16 protein-coding genes, 1 tRNA gene and 1 pseudogene are annotated in these 17,662 nt (G+C 67.7%); 9 read left to right on the forward strand and 9 right to left on the reverse strand.

Going from position 1 to position 17,662, the window contains the following annotated elements; genetic code table 11:
• Positions 1-2 precede the first annotated feature (2 nt).
• Positions 3-2,906, reverse strand: a complete 2,904-nt coding sequence (uvrA, locus tag ABQE89_RS10250; protein ID WP_448416220.1) for an excinuclease ABC subunit UvrA — start codon at positions 2,904-2,906, stop codon at positions 3-5.
• Positions 2,907-2,982: 76 nt separating this feature from the next.
• On the opposite strand from uvrA, the gene ABQE89_RS10255 reads away from it, so the two are divergent.
• The 3 genes and pseudogenes from ABQE89_RS10255 to lnt all read left to right on the forward strand — a co-directional run.
• Positions 2,983-3,663, forward strand: a complete 681-nt coding sequence (locus ABQE89_RS10255) for an MBL fold metallo-hydrolase (protein ID WP_448416221.1) — start codon at positions 2,983-2,985, stop codon at positions 3,661-3,663.
• 115 nt (positions 3,664-3,778) lie between these two features.
• Positions 3,779-4,663 (forward strand): fructose bisphosphate aldolase, encoded by an 885-nt coding sequence (locus ABQE89_RS10260; protein WP_448416222.1) that lies wholly within the window; start codon positions 3,779-3,781, stop codon positions 4,661-4,663.
• A gap of 4 nt (positions 4,664-4,667) precedes the next feature.
• A pseudogene (lnt, locus tag ABQE89_RS10265) lies at positions 4,668-6,128 on the forward strand (apolipoprotein N-acyltransferase); the annotation flags it as partial.
• Here lnt and ABQE89_RS10270 read toward each other — a convergent pair.
• Entirely contained in the window at positions 6,064-6,507 is a 444-nt protein-coding gene (locus tag ABQE89_RS10270; protein WP_448416223.1) for a universal stress protein, read from the reverse strand. The pseudogene lnt and the gene ABQE89_RS10270 overlap by 65 nt on opposite strands.
• Positions 6,508-6,751: 244 nt before the next feature.
• On the opposite strand from ABQE89_RS10270, the gene ABQE89_RS10275 reads away from it, so the two are divergent.
• Positions 6,752-7,402 (forward strand): UdgX family uracil-DNA binding protein, encoded by a 651-nt coding sequence (locus ABQE89_RS10275; protein WP_448416224.1) that lies wholly within the window; start codon positions 6,752-6,754, stop codon positions 7,400-7,402.
• Here the strand turns inward: ABQE89_RS10275 and ABQE89_RS10280 are convergent.
• The 4 genes from ABQE89_RS10280 to ABQE89_RS10295 form a co-directional block, all read right to left on the reverse strand.
• Positions 7,399-7,689: a hypothetical protein gene (locus ABQE89_RS10280; RefSeq protein ID WP_448416225.1), complete on the reverse strand. Its 291-nt coding sequence runs from the start codon at positions 7,687-7,689 to the stop codon at positions 7,399-7,401. The genes ABQE89_RS10275 and ABQE89_RS10280 overlap by 4 nt on opposite strands.
• Positions 7,690-7,946: 257 nt before the next feature.
• Entirely contained in the window at positions 7,947-8,378 is a 432-nt protein-coding gene (locus ABQE89_RS10285) for a type II toxin-antitoxin system Rv0910 family toxin (RefSeq protein ID WP_448416226.1), read from the reverse strand.
• 16 nt (positions 8,379-8,394) lie between these two features.
• Positions 8,395-8,465 (reverse strand) — tRNA-Cys (locus tag ABQE89_RS10290).
• Positions 8,466-8,524: 59 nt separating this feature from the next.
• Positions 8,525-9,931 (reverse strand): MFS transporter, encoded by a 1,407-nt coding sequence (locus ABQE89_RS10295; protein WP_448416227.1) that lies wholly within the window; start codon positions 9,929-9,931, stop codon positions 8,525-8,527.
• A gap of 100 nt (positions 9,932-10,031) precedes the next feature.
• Between ABQE89_RS10295 and ABQE89_RS10300 the strand changes: the two genes are divergently transcribed.
• From ABQE89_RS10300 to ABQE89_RS10310, 3 genes are read left to right on the forward strand one after another with little or no spacing between them, the layout of a single operon-like run.
• Positions 10,032-10,544 carry an SRPBCC family protein gene (locus ABQE89_RS10300; protein ID WP_448416228.1) on the forward strand — a complete coding sequence of 171 codons (513 nt, stop codon included), beginning with the start codon at positions 10,032-10,034 and terminating at the stop codon, positions 10,542-10,544.
• Positions 10,545-10,559: 15 nt separating this feature from the next.
• Positions 10,560-11,444 (forward strand): universal stress protein, encoded by an 885-nt coding sequence (locus ABQE89_RS10305; protein ID WP_448416229.1) that lies wholly within the window; start codon positions 10,560-10,562, stop codon positions 11,442-11,444.
• A gap of 8 nt (positions 11,445-11,452) precedes the next feature.
• On the forward strand, positions 11,453-12,349 hold the full coding sequence (locus ABQE89_RS10310; protein WP_448416230.1) for a universal stress protein: 897 nt from the start codon (positions 11,453-11,455) through the stop codon (positions 12,347-12,349).
• Here ABQE89_RS10310 and ABQE89_RS10315 read toward each other — a convergent pair.
• The gene (locus tag ABQE89_RS10315; protein ID WP_448416231.1) at positions 12,333-13,109 is read right to left on the reverse strand and encodes a ribosome hibernation promotion factor; all 777 of its coding nucleotides are present in this window, start codon (positions 13,107-13,109) and stop codon (positions 12,333-12,335) included. The two genes, ABQE89_RS10310 and ABQE89_RS10315, sit on opposite strands and share 17 nt — an antisense overlap.
• A gap of 45 nt (positions 13,110-13,154) precedes the next feature.
• Positions 13,155-15,305 (reverse strand): excinuclease ABC subunit UvrB, encoded by a 2,151-nt coding sequence (uvrB, locus tag ABQE89_RS10320; protein ID WP_448416232.1) that lies wholly within the window; start codon positions 15,303-15,305, stop codon positions 13,155-13,157.
• 69 nt (positions 15,306-15,374) lie between these two features.
• Here uvrB and ABQE89_RS10325 point away from each other — a divergent pair, with 69 nt between their 5' ends.
• On the forward strand, positions 15,375-15,893 hold the full coding sequence (locus tag ABQE89_RS10325; RefSeq protein ID WP_448416378.1) for a ribonuclease FAU-1 family protein: 519 nt from the start codon (positions 15,375-15,377) through the stop codon (positions 15,891-15,893).
• A gap of 94 nt (positions 15,894-15,987) precedes the next feature.
• Entirely contained in the window at positions 15,988-16,488 is a 501-nt protein-coding gene (locus tag ABQE89_RS10330; protein ID WP_448416233.1) for a hypothetical protein, read from the forward strand.
• Here the strand turns inward: ABQE89_RS10330 and coaE are convergent.
• Complete coding sequence (coaE, locus tag ABQE89_RS10335) at positions 16,485-17,651, reverse strand: dephospho-CoA kinase (RefSeq protein WP_448416234.1); 1,167 nt, start codon at positions 17,649-17,651, stop codon at positions 16,485-16,487. The two genes, ABQE89_RS10330 and coaE, sit on opposite strands and share 4 nt — an antisense overlap.
• Between the last annotated feature and the right edge of the window lie 11 nt (positions 17,652-17,662).

Consider the following 17,662-nt stretch of genomic DNA (forward strand, 5'->3'; position numbering starts at 1 on the left):
CCTCACGCGCTGACTTTGCGGCCCTTTCGGCGCTTCTTCGACGGCCGTGGCACGTCGAGGCACTCGGCGAGGAAGTGGCCCGTGTAGCTGTCCGGGTTCGCGGCGACGTCCTCGGGTGTCCCCGTGGCGACGACCGTGCCGCCGCCCGCGCCGCCCTCGGGTCCCATGTCAACGATCCAGTCGGACGTCTTGATCACGTCGAGGTTGTGCTCGATGACGATGACCGTGTTGCCCTTGTCGACGAGGCCGTTGATGACGCCGAGCAGCTTGCGGATGTCCTCGAAGTGCAGGCCGGTGGTCGGTTCGTCGAGGATGTACACGGTGCGGCCGGTGGAGCGCTTCTGCAGTTCGGAGGCCAGCTTGACGCGCTGCGCCTCACCGCCGGACAGGGTCGGCGCCGGCTGACCGAGCCGCACATAGCCCAGGCCGACGTCGACCAGTGTCTGCAGATACCGGTGAATCGAGGTGATCGGCTTGAAGAATTCCGCCGCGTCCTCGATCGACATGTCGAGAACCTCGGCGATGGTCTTGCCCTTGTAGTGCACCTCCAGCGTCTCGCGGTTGTACCGCGCGCCATGGCACACCTCGCAGGGCACGTACACGTCGGGCAGGAAGTTCATCTCGATCTTGAGTGTGCCGTCGCCCGAACACGCCTCGCAGCGGCCACCTTTGACGTTGAACGAGAACCGTCCCGGCTGATACCCGCGCACCTTGGCCTCGGTGGTGGCCGCGAACAGCGTGCGGATCTTGTCGAACACCCCGGTGTAGGTGGCCGGGTTGGATCGCGGTGTGCGACCGATCGGCGACTGGTCGACGCGCACCAGCTTGTCCACCTTGTCCAGCCCGGTGACCCTGGTGTGTCGGCCCGGCACCTGGCGGGCGCCGTTGAGCTTGTTGGCCAGCACCGACGCCAGGATGTCGTTGACGAGGGTGGATTTGCCCGAGCCGGACACCCCGGTGACCGACGTCAGCACCCCGAGCGGAAACGTCACGTCGATCTCACGCAGGTTGTGCTCGCGGGCACCGACGACCGTGAGCTGACGCTTCTTGTCGACCGGCCGCCGGATCGCCGGGATATCGATCTGTTCCTTGCCCGAAAGATACGCGCCGGTCAGCGATTCCGGATTCTTCATCAACTCGTCGTACGGGCCGCTGTGCACGATCTGGCCGCCGTGCTCGCCCGCGGCGGGGCCGATGTCGACGACCCAGTCGGCGTGGGCGATGGTGTCGAGGTCGTGCTCGACGACGATCAGCGTGTTACCCAGATCCCTGAGCCTGATCAGCGTGTCGATGAGCCGACGGTTGTCGCGCTGGTGCAATCCGATCGACGGCTCGTCGAGCACATAGAGCACCCCGACCAGTCCGGACCCGATCTGGGTGGCGAGCCGGATCCGTTGCGCCTCACCGCCGGACAGCGTGGCCGCGGCCCGCGACAGCGACAGGTAGTCCAACCCCACGTCGAGCAGGAAGCCGAGCCGCGACTGGATCTCCTTGAGCACCTGGCCGGCGATGGCCTGCTCGCGCGAGCCGAGGGTCAACGCGTTGAGGAACTCGGCGCACTCCGCGATCGAGAGTTCGGAAACCTCGGCGATCGACTTCTCGCCGAACTCCCCCGCCGTCATCGTGACCGCGAGAATCTCGGGTTTGAGCCGGGTGCCCTGGCATTCCGGGCACGGCACGTCGCGCATGAAGCCCTCGTAGCGCTCCTTCATCAACTCCGAGTCGGTCTGCTCCATGCGGCGCTGCAGAAACGCCATCACGCCCTCGAAATCGGCGTAGTACGAACGGGTTCGGCCGTAGCGGTTCTTGTACCGCACGTGCACCTGTTCGTCGCAACCCTCGAGGATCGCCTTGCGCGCCTTGGCGGGCAGCTTCTTCCACGGCGTATCGACATCGAACCCGAGCGAATCGCCGAGCCCGGCCAGCATCCGGGTGAAGTACTCGGCGGTCTGGCCCATCGACCACGGGGCGATGGCCCCCTCCGCCAGCGTCAGGTCGGGATCGGGAACGACGAGCTCCGGGTCGACCTCCTTGCGAATTCCGAGCCCGACGCACTCCGGGCAGGCGCCGTAGGGCGAGTTGAACGAGAAGGACCGCGGTTCGAGGTCGTCGACGGCCAGCGGGTGCCCGTTTGGGCAGGCCAGCTTCTCGGAGAAGCGCTGTTCGCGGTGCGGATCGTCGTCGTCGCGGTCGACGAAATCGAGCACCACGATGCCGTCGGCGAGGTTCAACGCCGTCTCCACCGAGTCCGTCAGCCGCTGCTTGGCGGTGGCCTTGACGGTGAGACGGTCGACCACCACCTCGATGTCGTGCTTCTCCTGCTTCTTCAGCGTCGGCGGTTCGGTCAGCGGATACACCACGCCGTCGACGCGGACCCGGCTGTACCCCTGCGAGTTCAGCTTGTCGAACAGGTCGACGAACTCGCCCTTGCGGGTGCGCACCACCGGTGCGAGCACCTGGAACCGCAGGCCCTCCTCCATGGCGAGGACCTGGTCGACGATCTGCTGCGGGGTCTGGCGGGCGATGCGCTCCCCGCACACCGGGCAGTGCGGGGTGCCGGCGCGCGCGTAGAGCAGACGCAGGTAGTCGTAGACCTCGGTGATGGTGCCGACCGTCGACCGCGGGTTGCGGTTGGTCGACTTCTGGTCGATCGACACCGCCGGGGACAGACCTTCGATGAAATCGACATCGGGTTTGTCCATCTGACCCAGGAACTGGCGTGCATAGGCCGACAGCGACTCGACATAGCGCCGCTGCCCCTCGGCGAAGATGGTGTCGAACGCCAGCGACGACTTGCCCGATCCGGACAACCCGGTGAAGACGATCAGCGCGTCACGCGGTAAATCAAGATCAACGCTTCGCAGGTTGTGCTCACGCGCGCCCTTGACGATCAGGCGGTCTGCCACCCGGTTTGTCCTCCCGCCGATAGAGTTCACGCCCACTCTATGTGCCGCCACCGACAAGCCCGATACCGTGAGCACCATGACCGTCGTCGACGATAACTACACCGGCCATGTGGACCCCGGGACCGCCGCCCGCCGCAACCTCGCGGGCGCCTCGATCGTCAAGGCCTCGGTGGGCCCGATGGACAACAACGCCTACCTGGTGACCTGTTCCCGAACGGGTGAGACGCTGCTCATCGACGCCGCCAACGACGCCGAGATCCTGCTCGACCTGATCGACAAGCACGCACCGAAGCTGTCGCTGATCCTGACCAGCCACCAGCACTTCGACCACTGGCAGGCGCTCGAACAGGTGACCAAGGCCACAGGCGCCCCGACCGCCGCGCATGAACTCGACGCCGAACCACTGCCCGTCAAACCCGACCGGATCCTGCAACACGGCGACACGATCCACATCGGCGACCTGTCCTTCGACGTCATCCACCTGCAGGGACACACGCCCGGCTCGGTCGCGCTAGCGCTGGACGGCGCCGACCCGCAGACCGGTGCGACGCACCTGTTCACCGGCGACTGCCTCTTTCCCGGCGGCGTCGGCAAGACCTGGGAGGAAGGCGCGTTCGAGCAGTTGCTCAACGACGTCACCACCCGGGTGTTCGACGTCTACGGCGACTCGACCGTGGTGTACCCGGGGCACGGTGACGACACCACGCTGGGTGCCGAGCGCCCGCACCTCGGGGAATGGCGCGAGCGCGGCTGGTGACCTGCGGTGGCTTCCCGTGGGCCGAGACCATGCGATGACGGCTTTGGCCTAGGCTGATGCGACACGACCTATCCAAATTCGCGATGGCGACGTTGGAGTTTGCGAGGAGATACGGATGAACAACGCTCAGTTGGAAAAGGCACGTAGTGGTGCCGGATTCATCGCCGCACTGGACCAGAGCGGCGGCAGCACGCCCAGGGCGCTGAAGCTCTACGGCATCGCGGAGGATGCGTACTCCGGCGACGACCAGATGTTCGACCTGGTGCACGAGATGCGCACCCGCATCATCACCAGCCCCGCCTTCGACGGCGAGCGGATCATGGGCGCGATCCTGTTCGAGATGACGATGGACCGCGACATCGAGGGCCGGCCCACCGCCGACTATCTGTGGAACGTCAAGAACATCGTGCCGTTCCTCAAGATCGACAAGGGCCTGGCCGACGAGAAGGACGGCGCCCAGGTGATGAAGCCGATGCCGGGACTGGACGACCTGCTGGATCGCGCCGTGGCCAAGGGCATCTTCGGCACCAAGGAGCGCTCGGTCATCAAACTGCCGGGTGCGGGCCTGGACGCGGTGGTGGACCAGCAGTTCGAGGTCGCCCAGCAGGTCCTGGCCAAGGGCCTGGTGCCCATCATCGAGCCCGAGGTCGACATCAAGAGCCCGAAGAAGGCCGAGGCCGAAGAACAGCTCAACACCCGCCTGCTCGAGGGCGTCAACAAGCTCGGTTCGGACCAGAAGGTGATGCTCAAGCTGACGCTGCCCGAGACCGACAACCTGTTCAAGGAACTGGTGGAGCACCCCAATGTGCTTCGGGTGGTGGCGCTTTCGGGCGGATACAGCCGCGCCGAGGCGTGCGAGCGGCTGGCCCGCAACACCGGCGTCATCGCGAGCTTCTCGCGCGCGCTGACCGAGGGGCTCACCGCGCAGCAGAGCGACGAGGAATTCAACGCCACGCTGGATCAGGCGATCGCGGACATCGCCAAGGCGTCGGCTACCTGACCCGCTGCGGGGCCTCGCGCCGGCGTTAGCCGCCGGGGCGCTGCCCGCCCTCGCCTTCCCCGCCCCGGCCTGGTGGTGGCTGGCGTGGGTGGGACTGACCCCGCTGCTGCTCCTGATCCGGGCCGCGCCGACGCCGGCGCGGGGGGCGGCGCGGGCCTGGATCGGCCTGGCGGGCTTCGTCACGGTCACCCAGTTCTGGCTGCTGCCCAGCGCGGGTCCGCTGCTGTTCGGTTACGCGCTGGGGCTCGGGGCCCTGTGGCTGCCCTGGGGGTGGGCCGCGCACCGCTTGCTGTCCGGCCAGGTCACGACGCGGCAGTTGCTCGCGGCGGTGGCGCTCCTGCCCTGCCTGTGGGTGCTCGCCGAAGCCGCCCGATCCTGGCACGTGATCGGTGGCCCGTGGACGCCGCTGGGGGCCTCGCAGTGGAACCAGCCGGCGACGCTGGCGCCCGCATCGGCGGGCGGCGTGTGGCTGGTCAGCGCGCTGATCGTGGCGGTCAACACGGCAGTCGTCGGGTCGGTCTTGCTGCGTTCGGCGCGCCCGCTCGCGCTGGCCGTCGTCCTCGCCGCACTGGGCCCCGCCTGGTTCTGGGCCGGCCCGGCGCCACCTCAGGGCGCGTCGGCGCGGGTGGCGCTCGTCCAACCCGGGGACATCGTGGACGCGACGGAGCGGCAGGCCGTCGGCGAGGCGTTGACGGCGCAACTCGAGGGTCAGCGCCTCGACCTGGTGGTCTGGGGTGAGAGCAGCGTGGCGGTCGATCTGGTCGACGACCCCGACGCCCTGCGGCGTCTCGCGGCGCTGTCCCGCCGGGTCGGGGCCGACCTGCTGGTCAACGTCGACGCGCGGGGACCCACCGGAGACATCCACAAGTCCTCGGTGCTGATCGGCCCGGGCGGGGCGCGGGGGTCCTACACCAAGACCCGGCTGGTGCCGTTCGGCGAATACGTGCCGCTGCGGCCGCTGCTGGGCTGGGCCACCCGCCACACCAAGGCCGCCGACGAGGATCGACGGCGCGGATCCGGTCCCGTGGTGCTGCACACCGACTCGTTGGCGATCGGGCCGTTGATCAGCTTCGAGTCGACGTTCTCGGACCTGCCCCGTCGCGTGGTGCACCTCGGCGCCCAGGTGTTGGCGTATCAGAGCTCGACGTCGACCTACCAGGGCAGTTGGGCCCAGCCCCAGCTGGCTGGCCTGGTCGCCGTGCACGCCGCAGAGGTGGGCCGGCCTGCGGTACACGCCGGGTTGTCCGGTGTCAGTTCGGCGTTCGACGCGCGCGGCCACGAGCTCGGCTGGTTACCGGCCGATGACCGCGGCGTGTTGGTGGTCGACGTCCCACTGGGGACGCACCGCACCGGCTACGACCGCTTCGGAGACTGGGCGGTCGCCGCGTCGCTACTGATCGCTATGGCGTGGTGTGCACGATCAGCACGTCGCTCTTGGAGCGCCGTGCGACGTTGGCGGGAACGGAGCCGAGCAGTCGGCCCGCGATGGTCGAGAGCCCGACATTGCCGACCACCAGAAGATCGGCCTTGACCTCGTCGGCCAGCTCGACGAGGGCGTCGACCGGGGCGCCGACGATCGCCTTCTCCTCGACGTTGGTGGCTCCGGCTTGTTGAGCGCGCTCCCGCGCCTCGCGCAGGATCGCGTAGATGGGTGCGTTGCCCGCCATCTTGTAGCCCTCGTCCTTGAGGACGTCGGCAGCTCGCTGATCCTCGTTCTGGGGAAAGTACGCCGTGGCCACGATCACCTTCGCATCCGACCCGGCGATCTGGCCGGCCTTGTCCACCGCGCGCAACGACGAATCCGATCCGTCCGTGCCGACCACGATGGTCTTGTAGCCGCTCATCCATATCCTCCAAGTGTCAGTTAGCGCCACCCGAGACAGTAACCCGTAGCCAGGTGCCCGGGGCGCAAATCACCCCACATGAATAGCATTTGCCTGGCGATTCGGACCACATTACGCCCCCAAGATCACTTGGCGCGCCGTAGGTGACGCGGCCTACACCCACGTCGCAATATTCGGCCGCGTCAATCGGCAACCGCAGCAAGAGAAGTGATAGCCGAGCGGTCACCGCGGGTAACCGCGTGACATGACCAAGCGAAGCGCCGCCGAATTCGTGCCGGACACGCGCGATCTGGACGATCTGGCCAGCGCCGCTCAGGGATGCAAGGGTTGCGACCTGTATCTGGACGCCACCCAGGCGGTGTTCGGCGGTGGCTCAGATACGGCCGACATGATGCTGGTCGGCGAACAACCGGGCGACCAGGAGGACAAAGCGGGGGTGCCGTTTGTCGGACCGGCGGGCAAGCTGCTCGACAAGGCGCTCGCGGCGGCCGACATCGATCGCGACCGCCTGTATGTGACCAACGCCGTCAAGCATTTCAAGTTCACCCTGCCCGAGCGCGGCAAACGTCGTATTCACAAGACGCCCAGTCGCAGCGAGGTCGTCGCCTGTCGGCCTTGGCTTTTCGCCGAGATGATGTCGGTGCAACCGGAAGTCGTCGTACTGCTCGGCGCGACGGCCGCACAATCCTTGTTGGGCAGTACATTTCGCCTGACCGCCCATCGCGGCGAGCAACTGAGCCTGCCCGATGCCCCGGACACCGCCGGTTTCGACCCCGCGGTCGCCGTCACCGTGCATCCGTCCTCGGTGCTGCGCGGTCCGCCCGATGCCCGGGAGGCGGCGTTCGACGGCCTGGTGTCGGATCTACGGTTCGCCGCAGGCCTGCTCGCCGGTTAGCAGCCCCACGCGGCGGGAGGCACCCATTGCCACACGGCAGGCGGCACCCAGTAGCCCGCTCCACACGGCGCCGCCGGTGGTGGTGGGGCGTTCCAGCGCGGCCCGCGGTGGCCCTTGTTCCAGTGCCGCCAATCGTCCCAGTCGTCGTGGTCGAGCTTCCATGTCACCTGATGCGGTGCGGTGGCCACTCCCGGTTCGGCTTTTGCGGCGCCCGCACCGAAACCCACACCCGCGACAGCGAACGCCGCGACGATTGCTGCTCCCGCTCCGAATTGCTTCACAGTCACGTTCAAAACCCCTATTAGCACAGCCAATTCAGTCCACGACCCGCCATGATTCTATCCCTACGAAGCCAGGCAAATCATCTGAATTCCGGTGTGCGGCTTGGTTATTGACGCTCACGCGATTTGCGGACAGACGCCATCGCTACTGCAGTGGGACGTGACTGCAAACCCTTTCGCTCCTCGTTAGGTGTGGCGACCACCGGCCATGCGCATCCGCGCAAACCGGCTCTGTTGACGCAGCAAGCAGCCTGGTCGGTAACTCAGGTGTAGAGAGCTTCGAAGCGCTTGACGGAGCGTTCGATATCGCCGCGCACCGCTCTGGCCGCGGCTGCTCCGATCGGCCCGAACAGGGGGCGCCCACCGAGATCGATCTTGACGCTGAACGCGCATCCCACCTCGGCCGGGGCCACCGTCATCCGCAGGGCGTACTTCGTGCCGCCCACCCCGTCGCCGGTGATCGCCAGCAGCTTGGGCGGATCGAGCTCGCGCACCGTCCAGGTGACACGGTTGCGCAGGCCCTTGGCTCCCGCCACCCCGACCAGGGTGGTGCCGACCGCCAGCTCCGAGGGCACCTCGCCGCGCCACCCCTCGTGCATCTGCAGCCAGTCACCGAGCTCGGCCAGGTTGGATGCGTGCGCCCAGGCGTCTTCGGGGCACAGCGACAGCTCGCGCGACAGTTCCAGCTTGGCCATGCCCGATCCTAAGCAGAGCGAGTGGCGGGATTCGAACCCGCGTAGACGGCTTTGCAGGCCGGTGCCTATCCACTCAGCCACACCCGCACGACAGTGAGGCTGCCAGGACACCGGCCGCGGGCCCAGCATTGAAATAGTCGTGATCTTTATTGGGCCTGGCCCCACCCGCGGCCGCTCCGCGTCGAGGCCACCATCCCGAAGGCGGCCAGCAGCGCGAACGCCGCGAATGCCCAGCGTGCCGACGTCGCATCGCCGACGTCGGTCAGGTTGACGACCACCCCGGCCAGCCCGGCGCCGAATGCGCCGCAGATCAACTGGACGGTGTTGATCGCGGCGGCCGCAGCGGGCGCCTCCGCCGGATCGTCGACCCGGCTCATCGCCCACGCCGACAGGTGCGGCCACGCCATGCCCACCCCGGCCCCGGTGATCAGCAGCGCCACCGCCCACGCCGCAACCCGGCCGAACGGCGCCTCCGCAGCCATCGTCGACGACCCCACCGCCAGGCCGGCCGCCATCACCAACGGGGCGACCGCGACGGTGCGGCGGATCACCCGCTCGCTGCGCAGCGACGCGCTGACGATCTCGCTGACCGTCCACCCGACCGCCAGAACGGCGCCGAGAAAGCCCGCGGCGACCGGCGTCAGATGAGCAAGGCGCTGGCCGAACAGCGGTACGTACATGTCCACCATCGTCGCCGCCATCAGCACGCCCAGCGTCAGGTAGATCCACTTCAACGGCCCACGACCGTAGGCACTGGGCGGCAGCACCGCGGCGGGCCGCCGCCGGTCCACAGTGAAGAACACCGCGACCAGTACCGCCCCGAGCGCCAACAGCGCCACCGTCCCACGAATGTCGGTCGGCACCGCGGCGACGCTGACGGCCATCGCCGCCGCGCCCAACAACAACAGCGACCACACCGGTATCGGGGTACGGACGAGCTCCTCGCCGCCGTTGCGGCGGGCGGGCAACGCAACCGGCACCAGAACGGCCATCGCGGCGGACAGGATCACCAGCACACCGAACGCCCACCGCCACGAGGTGTACTGCGAGAACAGTCCGCCGGCGGCAGGACCGACCAGAGTGCCGACGCCCCACATCGCCGACACCAACGCGGATGCCTTGGTCCACAACGTGTTCGGCAGCGCGGTGCTGATGACCGCGTACCCCAGGCCGGCCAGCAACCCGCCCGCCAGACCCTGCACCGTGCGACCGGCCAGCAGGATGCCCATCGTCGGGGCCAGCGCACAAGCCAGGCTGCCCGCACCGAACACGCCGAGGCCGAACAGATAGGACCAGCGCGGCCCGATCCGCAACACCGTCGAGTGCACCGTCGTCGCCGCGACCACCGACGCGACCAGATATACCGTCGTGACCCACGCATACAGCCGGTGGCCGCCGATGTCGGCCACGGCGCTGGGCATCAGGCTGATGGTGAGGAATTCGTTGGTCGCGTACAGCGCGATGCCACCGGCGAGCACGGTGGAGGTGCCAAGATTCTTCGGGCCCAACAGCTCACGCCAGCTGCCCGTGGTGGTCGCCGCGGTATCGGTCACGACCGTCACGTTACGAGCTCAACCGCCGTTGAGGTCAATCCGACGTATTAGGGACTACCGGCCCTAGCAGCGCCACCCGCCGGTGGCGCAAGGTGGATGCATGGTGACCAAGGCACTGCAGATCGGCGGCGCGCTCGCGCTGCTGTATGCGGCGCGCCGGTATTACCGCAACTGGGGTACCACCAAACACGAGGCGCGCAAGCCCCTGGAAGGCGACGACCTGCTCAGCGATTCGGTGGTCCGGACCACAGCGGCGGTGTGGATCGACGCGCCGGCCGCAGCGGTCTGGCCACGGCTGGTGCAGGCGGTCCGGGAGCGCAACGCCGACGACATGGTGGAGGTCATCGACGAACAGGCGATCGTGTTGCGCACCGATCGACCGTGGGATGCGGTGTGGTCGTTCCACCTCCTGCCGTACGGCCCGGATCGCAGTCGTCTTCTCACCCGGACGCGGGTTCGACTTCGCCACCCCGGCGAGTTGTTGATGGTCGAAATCACAGGTCCGGCAAGGGCCTTCATGGCACGGAGCATGCTGCTGGGCGTGAAGCGCAGAGCAGAGCAGCAGTTTCGCGAAAAGGTAGATGTCGCCACACCAATGGCAGCGCTCAATTGAGGGGATGTGTGTGAAATGTCTTCAGAGAATCCAGAGTTCGGAATTCTTGTCGGCGTCGACGGCTCACCGGAGTCGAACTCCGCGGTGCGCTGGGCTACCGGGGAAGCGCAGATGCGTAACCTCCCGCTGACCCTGATGCACGTCGTGGCGCCGATCGTCGTGAGCTGGCCGGTGGCCTCACTGCACAGCAGCATCAACGAATGGCAGGAGCAGAACGCGAGCAAGGTGCTCGACGACGCACGCAGGATCGTGGCGGACAGCGCGGGTGATTCATCGCCCCCGGTGGTCCGGACCGAGACCGTCCACACCGACATCGCCTCGGGGCTGGTGACCGCCTCCCGCGACGCGTACATGACAGTCGTCGGTGACCGGGGCATGGGTGCGTTCGGCCGTGCCATTCTCGGATCGGTCAGCAGCGGCCTCGTGCACCACGGGCACGGCCCGATCGCGATCATCCACTCCGACCAAGACCACAGACCAGACCCCGGCCTACCGGTCCTGGTCGGCATCGACGGGTCGCCCGCATCGGAGGAGGCGATCGAGCTCGCATTCGATGAGGCCTCCCGCCGCAAAGTGGAGCTCGTGGCACTGCACGCCTGGAGTGACGTCGGGGTCATTCCGGTCAGCGACGCGGATTGGCGCCTCTACGAGGACCAGGGACAGGCGGTGCTGGCTGAGCGGCTGTCCGGGTGGCAGGAACGCTATCCCGACGTGAGCGTGCGGCGAGTTGTCGTGGGTGATCAGCCCGCCCGGTGGCTCGTCGACGAATCCGACAAGGCCCAGGTGGTCATCGTGGGCAGCCGCGGCCGAGGACGACTGGCCGGCATGCTGCTGGGCTCGGTCGGCTCAAAAGTGGCGCAGGCGGCCAAATCGCCGGTGATCGTCGTGCGGCCCCGGTAGGAGACGGCATGTCCGAGAGCACCCGGCCCGTGGTGGTGGGCGTCAACGGCACGGAATCGTCGCTGCGAGCAGCGCGCTGGGCCGCCGCGGTGGCCGACGCGTTCGGGGCTCCGCTGGAGGTCGTCAACGGCCGGCACGCGACCGGCCACGCCCTCACCGCGGCCGCCGCAGCCATCCAGGCGGCCGCCGTCACCGCACAGCAGGAGTCGGCGGCCGCGATGCTCAAGGCAGTCGAAGACCGGCTGCGGTCCGACTTCGGTTCGCTGGAGATCATCACCCTGCGCTCCGACGAACCCGTGGACCGCCTGCTGACGGCGCGCAGCCGCCAGGCCCGGCTGGTCGTCGTCGGGTCCGACGAACTCTCGCCTGCGCGCGCGATCATGATCGGGTCGACCACGCTTGCGGTCTCGGCGGGGGCTGCGTGTCCGGTGATCGCTTGGCGCGGGGACAATACGGCGCCGACCGGACAGCCCGTGGTGCTCGGCGTCGACGGTGACCGGACCGGACCCGCCGCCTTCGAGGCCGCCTTCGAGTTCGCGGATCGGTTCGGCGTCGAGCTGAGAGCCGTGTATGCCTGGCCGGCGATGCACCCTCCGGCCGAAACGATCACCCGGCAACTGGTCGACTGGGACGCGATCGAGGCGCTGCAATGGCAGGGCCTGCTCAGCGTGGTCGAACCATGGACCGACCGCTACCCCAACGTCGCGGTCACCCATTTCGTCGAACCGGAAGGCGCCGGCGCGGCGCTGATGAAACACGCGTCGCAGTCTCAACTCGTGGTCGTCGACAACCGGGGCCGCGGCGCGCTGGCCGGCACGCTGCTGGGCTCCACCAGCCTGAACCTTCTACACCACTGCCCTGCGCCGGTGATGTTGTGCCACACCGCCGTCAGGCCGCAGGAGTGATCAACCCGTAGTGACCGTCGTAGCGGTGATAGAGCACGCAGGCACGGCCCTGGGCGGCGTCGATGAAGAACAGGAACGGCAGCCCGAGCAGGCCGATGCGCTCGGTGGCCTGCTCGACGGTGATGCACGGAACCGGCTGAGTGCTGATCGTCAGGGGCAGCTCGAAGGGGGCCAGCTGGTCCGCGGGCACGGGCGCGACCTGCGCCAGTCGGTAGCCCGTCGGACCGTGCCGGTACAGAACGCTGGCCATTCCGGTGGCCTTCTCGGTGAACAAGTGGAAGTCGTAGTCGAGCAGGTCCATCTCGAGCGCGGCCTCGTCGACCGAACACGGCGCGAGCGTGAACGACTTGCGCCGCACGATCCGACGCTGTTCAGGGGGCACCGGAAAGTGGCTGGGGCGGTGGGTGGGTCGGGTCTCGTGCCGCTCGTGGATTGCGTCCGTCGACCGCCCGGCGGCCCGGCGAAGCAGCCGCCGTAACCGATCCGCCAGCCGGTCGACGGCTTCGCGGGCGTTGGCGCCCTCGGCCTCCGCGCGGATCAGCCGGCCGTCCAGGTCGAGATTGGCCTGCGCGATGACCGGCCGCTCCTGCGCCGGGTCCCCGTGTCTGGTCAGTTTGACGTGCGCGTGCAGGACCCGACGATGGGCGAACCGGCCCAACTCGGCGATCTTCTCCTTGGCGTAATCGGCCGCGCCGGGCAGATGACCGCGCGTGGTCACTTCGACGTCGAAACCTGGCGCCGCTTTCGTTCCCTCACCCATACTTTCGTTCTACGCGAGTTACACGGCGGGCGCGAGGGCCGAAGGTCATCTCAGGCCGGCCGCGTCCATCCCGCGTAGTTCCTTTTTCAGGTCGGCGATCTCGTCGCGGATGCGCGCAGCCAACTCGAACTGCAGGTCGCGGGCGGCTGCCATCATCTGGTCGGTGAGTTCCTTGATCAGATCGGCCAATTCGGCGCGCGGCATGTTGGTGGTGTCGCGTCCCTCGAGGATGCCCGCGCTGGCAACACGCCCCGGTTCGCCCTGCGCACGGCGTCCGCGCGAGGAGTTGCGCCCCGAACCGCCCACCTCGACGTCGTCGGCCTCCCGATACACCTGATCGAGGATGTCGGCGATCTTCTTGCGCAACGGTTTCGGGTCGATGCCGCGCTCTTCGTTGTAGGCAATCTGCTTGGCCCGGCGGCGTTCGGTCTCGTCGATGGCCTCGCGCATCGAGTCGGTGATGTTGTCGGCGTACATGTGCACCTCGCCGGACACGTTGCGCGCCGCGCGTCCGATGGTCTGTATCAGGCTGCGGGTCGACCTCAGGAAGCCCTCCTTGTCCGCGTCGAGGATCGCCACCAGCGACACCTCGGGAAGGTCCAGGCCCTCCCGCAGCAGGTTGATGCCGACCAACACGTCGTAATCGCCCAGCCGCAGTTGGCGCAGCAACTCCACCCGACGCAACGTGTCGACCTCGGAGTGCAGGTAGCGCACCCGGATGCCCATCTCGAGGAGGTAGTCGGTGAGGTCCTCGGCCATCTTCTTGGTCAGCGTGGTGACCAGCACCCGCTCGTCGCGTTCGGTGCGCAGACGGATCTCGCCGATCAGGTCGTCGATCTGGCCCTTGGTGGGCTTGACCACCACCTTCGGGTCGACGAGGCCCGTCGGACGGATCACCTGCTCGACGAACTCGCCGCCGGTCTGGCTCAGCTCGTACGGCCCGGGGGTGGCCGACAGATACACCGTCTGGCCGATCCGGTCGGCGAACTCCTCCCAGGTCAGCGGCCGGTTGTCGATGGCCGACGGCAACCGGAACCCGAAGTCGACCAGGTTGCGCTTGCGGGAGATGTCGCCCTCGTACATGCCGCCGATCTGCGGCACCGTGACGTGTGACTCGTCGATGACCAGCAGAAAGTCCTCGGGAAAGTAGTCCAGCAACGTGGCCGGCGCCGAACCGGCAGGTCGGCCGTCGATATGTCGTGAATAGTTCTCGATGCCGGAGCAGAAGCCCACTTGGCGCATCATCTCGACGTCGTAGTTGGTCCGCATCCGCAGCCGCTGAGCCTCCAACAGCTTGCCCTGACCCTCCAGCTCGGCCAGCCGCTCCTCCAGTTCTTGTTCGATGGTGGAGATGGCCTGCGCCATGCGCTCGGGGCCGGCCACGTAATGGGTGGCCGGGAAGATCCGCACAGAGTCGACCTTGCGGACGACATCGCCGGTCAGCGGGTGCAGGTAGTAGAGCTCCTCGATCTCGTCACCGAAGAACTCGATGCGGACGGCGAGTTCCTCGTAGGACGGGATGATCTCCACTGTGTCCCCGCGCACCCGGAACGAACCCCTGGTGAACGCGACGTCGTTGCGGTTGTACTGCACGTCGACCAGCAGCCGCAGCAGCGCGTCGCGGGGCACCTCGTCGCCGACCTTCAGCTCTACCGAGCGGTCGAGGTAGGACTGCGGGGTGCCCAGGCCGTAGATGCACGACACCGACGCCACCACGACCACGTCGCGGCGAGACAACAGACTCGACGTCGCGGAGTGCCGCAGCCGCTCCACATCGTCGTTGATCGAGCTGTCCTTCTCGATGTAGGTGTCGGTCTGGGCGATGTAGGCCTCGGGCTGGTAGTAGTCGTAATACGAGACGAAGTATTCGACAGCGTTGTGCGGCAACATTTCTCGCAGCTCATTGGCGAGCTGGGCGGCCAGCGTCTTGTTGGGCGCCATCACCAACGTCGGCCGCTGCAGGCGTTCGATCAGCCACGCGGTGGTCGCGGACTTGCCCGTGCCGGTAGCACCGAGCAGCACCACGTCCCGCTCCCCCGCCTGGATCCGGCGCTCCAGTTCGTCGATGGCGGCCGGCTGATCGCCTGCGGGCGCGTACGGGCTGACCACCTCGAAGCGGTTGCCGGTGCGCACGAGTTCGTCGACGGCACGGTACTCCGAGTGCGCCAGCACGGGGTGTTCGGTAGCGAAAGCCATAATTCACCAGAGTAGAACCCGGCACCGACACATTCTGTTCCCCCGCGGTTCGCCACTATCCTGATGGCCATCCACGCGCCCAAGCACGAGACATTCGACCTGTCGGCTCGCACCAACACCGACCCGAAGGGTGTCGTGCGGGCCGTCGACACCTACACCGTCGAACCCTGGGGTCTCTACATGGCCCGTCCCACGCCCGGTCGCGCCCAGTTCCACTACATGGAGTCCTGGCTGCTGCCGTCGCTGCGGCTGCGGGTCACCGTGTTCCACTTCAACCCCGGCCACGAACGCGACCAGGATTTCTACCTCGACGTGGGCGACTACGTCCCCGGCGACACCGCGTGGCACTCCGAGGACCACTACCTCGACCTGGTGGTTCGCACCGGAATCAGCGTCGAGTTGTGCGACGTCGACGAGCTGTTGACCGCGGTCCGGCACGGCCTGCTCACCCCGGAGACCGCCGAACAGGCCGTACACACCGCCGTGTCGGCGATCGGCGGGCTGGCCAGGCACTCCTACGACCTGCACCGCTGGCTCGCCGGTCTCGGCATGCCGTTGACGTGGCGCGGCGCGACGCATGGGCCATGACCAGGTAACACCGCGCCGCCGCGCGCCGATCTTGTTGTTGATGGCAACAACCATGAATTTGTGCGGGCGGTCGCGGACGGTACTCTCTGGTCACGTGGGCCCCATCAAGCGCACCTGGACCACCGCCGCGGCCGCTGTGGTCGTGGCGGTCGGCTCCGTCCTGATCCCGGCCACCGCCGGGGCGCAGCCGGATGAGCCCGGGCCCGAGCCCGAGATCCTGCACAACGTCATCTACCGGGCCAGGGCCGACGGTACGTCCCGCGGCGCGGTGGTCGCCTACAAGATCGACGATCAGAACGTCAACAGCGCCCAGCCCACGCTGCTGCCCGGCCAGACATTCGAGATCAACGCGGTGCTCGCGGACCCGGCCAACGCCGGTATGGAGATCTCGATCGAATGGCCGTACGGATCGAATCTGCACTGCGAGATTCTGGTCGACGAGCAGATCGTCGCCAAGGCCGACCAGTTCATCGCGCCGCGGCTGTTCCGGCCGAAGGACGATCCGTTGTACGGGGTTCTGCAGTGCGGCGCCCCGCTGGATCTGCCGGTCGAGGGCGTCGCCCCGCCGGTCGAGGACGTCCCCCCGCCCGCCTAACCGCCGAGGCGCCAGCCGGTGGTGCGGGCCCACTCCCACGCGCGGTGATACGCGTCGAGAAACCACGGTTCTTTGGCGTCGGCGTAGTCCGGTGTGGACAGCGCATGGCGCTTGGCGGCGAGATAGTCCTGTTGCACACCGGTGTTGGTGGCCAGCCAATCGCGGAACAACAGCGCGAACTGTTGATTCGGCCAACCGTCGACACGCACGTGGATGTTCGCATGCCGACCCGGGTCGGCTGCACAATGAAACCGCTTGCGCCACAACGCGTCGTCTTCCGAGTGTGAGACGTCTGCGGTGATGTGCGCGACGCGCGGATAGCCGATCGTGGCCAGGGGTTCGGCGATCTCGTCGGCGACCTCCAGCGATGCGACGGTGACCTGGATGTCGATGACGTCCTTGGCGTCCATCCCCGGCACCGCCGTCGAGCCGATGTGGTCGACCCGCAGGGCCTTTGCTCCGCACGCCATCTCGATGCGCTTGATGATGCGCTGCGCGTCCGCCGGCCATTCGGCCTGGTAGGGCACCAGCCCGTCGGCCGTCGGGGCGCACTGCTCAAGACGGATGTTGTGGGCGAGCGGCAGGATCCGGTTGTACCAGAGGTCGCGCGCCCGCTCCACGAGTGCGCCCTGGGACCCCGAGTTGTCCAGTAGCACGTCCGCGATCGCGCGGCGCTGCTCCTCGGAGGCCTGGGCCTTGATGCGGGCGCGCGCGTCCTGTTCGTCCATGCCGCGCTTGATCAGTCGCTCGACGCGGATCTCGACCGGGGCGGTCACCACCACGACGAGCGGGAACATCGGCGCCATCCCGGTCTCGACGAGCAGTGGGATGTCTTCGACCACCACCGCCTCCTCCGAGACGCTGGCGATGATCTCCTCACGCCGCCTGCCCACTAGGGGATGCACGATCCCGTTGAGAAGTCCGCGCGTGTGGTCGTCCTGAAACGCCTTGGCCGCCAACGCAGGCCGGTTCAAGGCGCCGTCCGGCAGCAGAATGTCCTCGCCGAACGCCTCGACCAGCGCCGCCAGCCCCTCGGTGCCCGGCTCGACGACTTCGCGGGCGATCACGTCGCCGTCGACGATGATGCCGCCACACTTCTCGAAGGTGGTGGCCACCGTCGACTTGCCGGCGCCGATACCGCCGGTCAGACCGATGCGAATCATCCGGCTGCGCT

Source organism: Mycolicibacterium sp. XJ1819 (assembly GCF_053483675.1).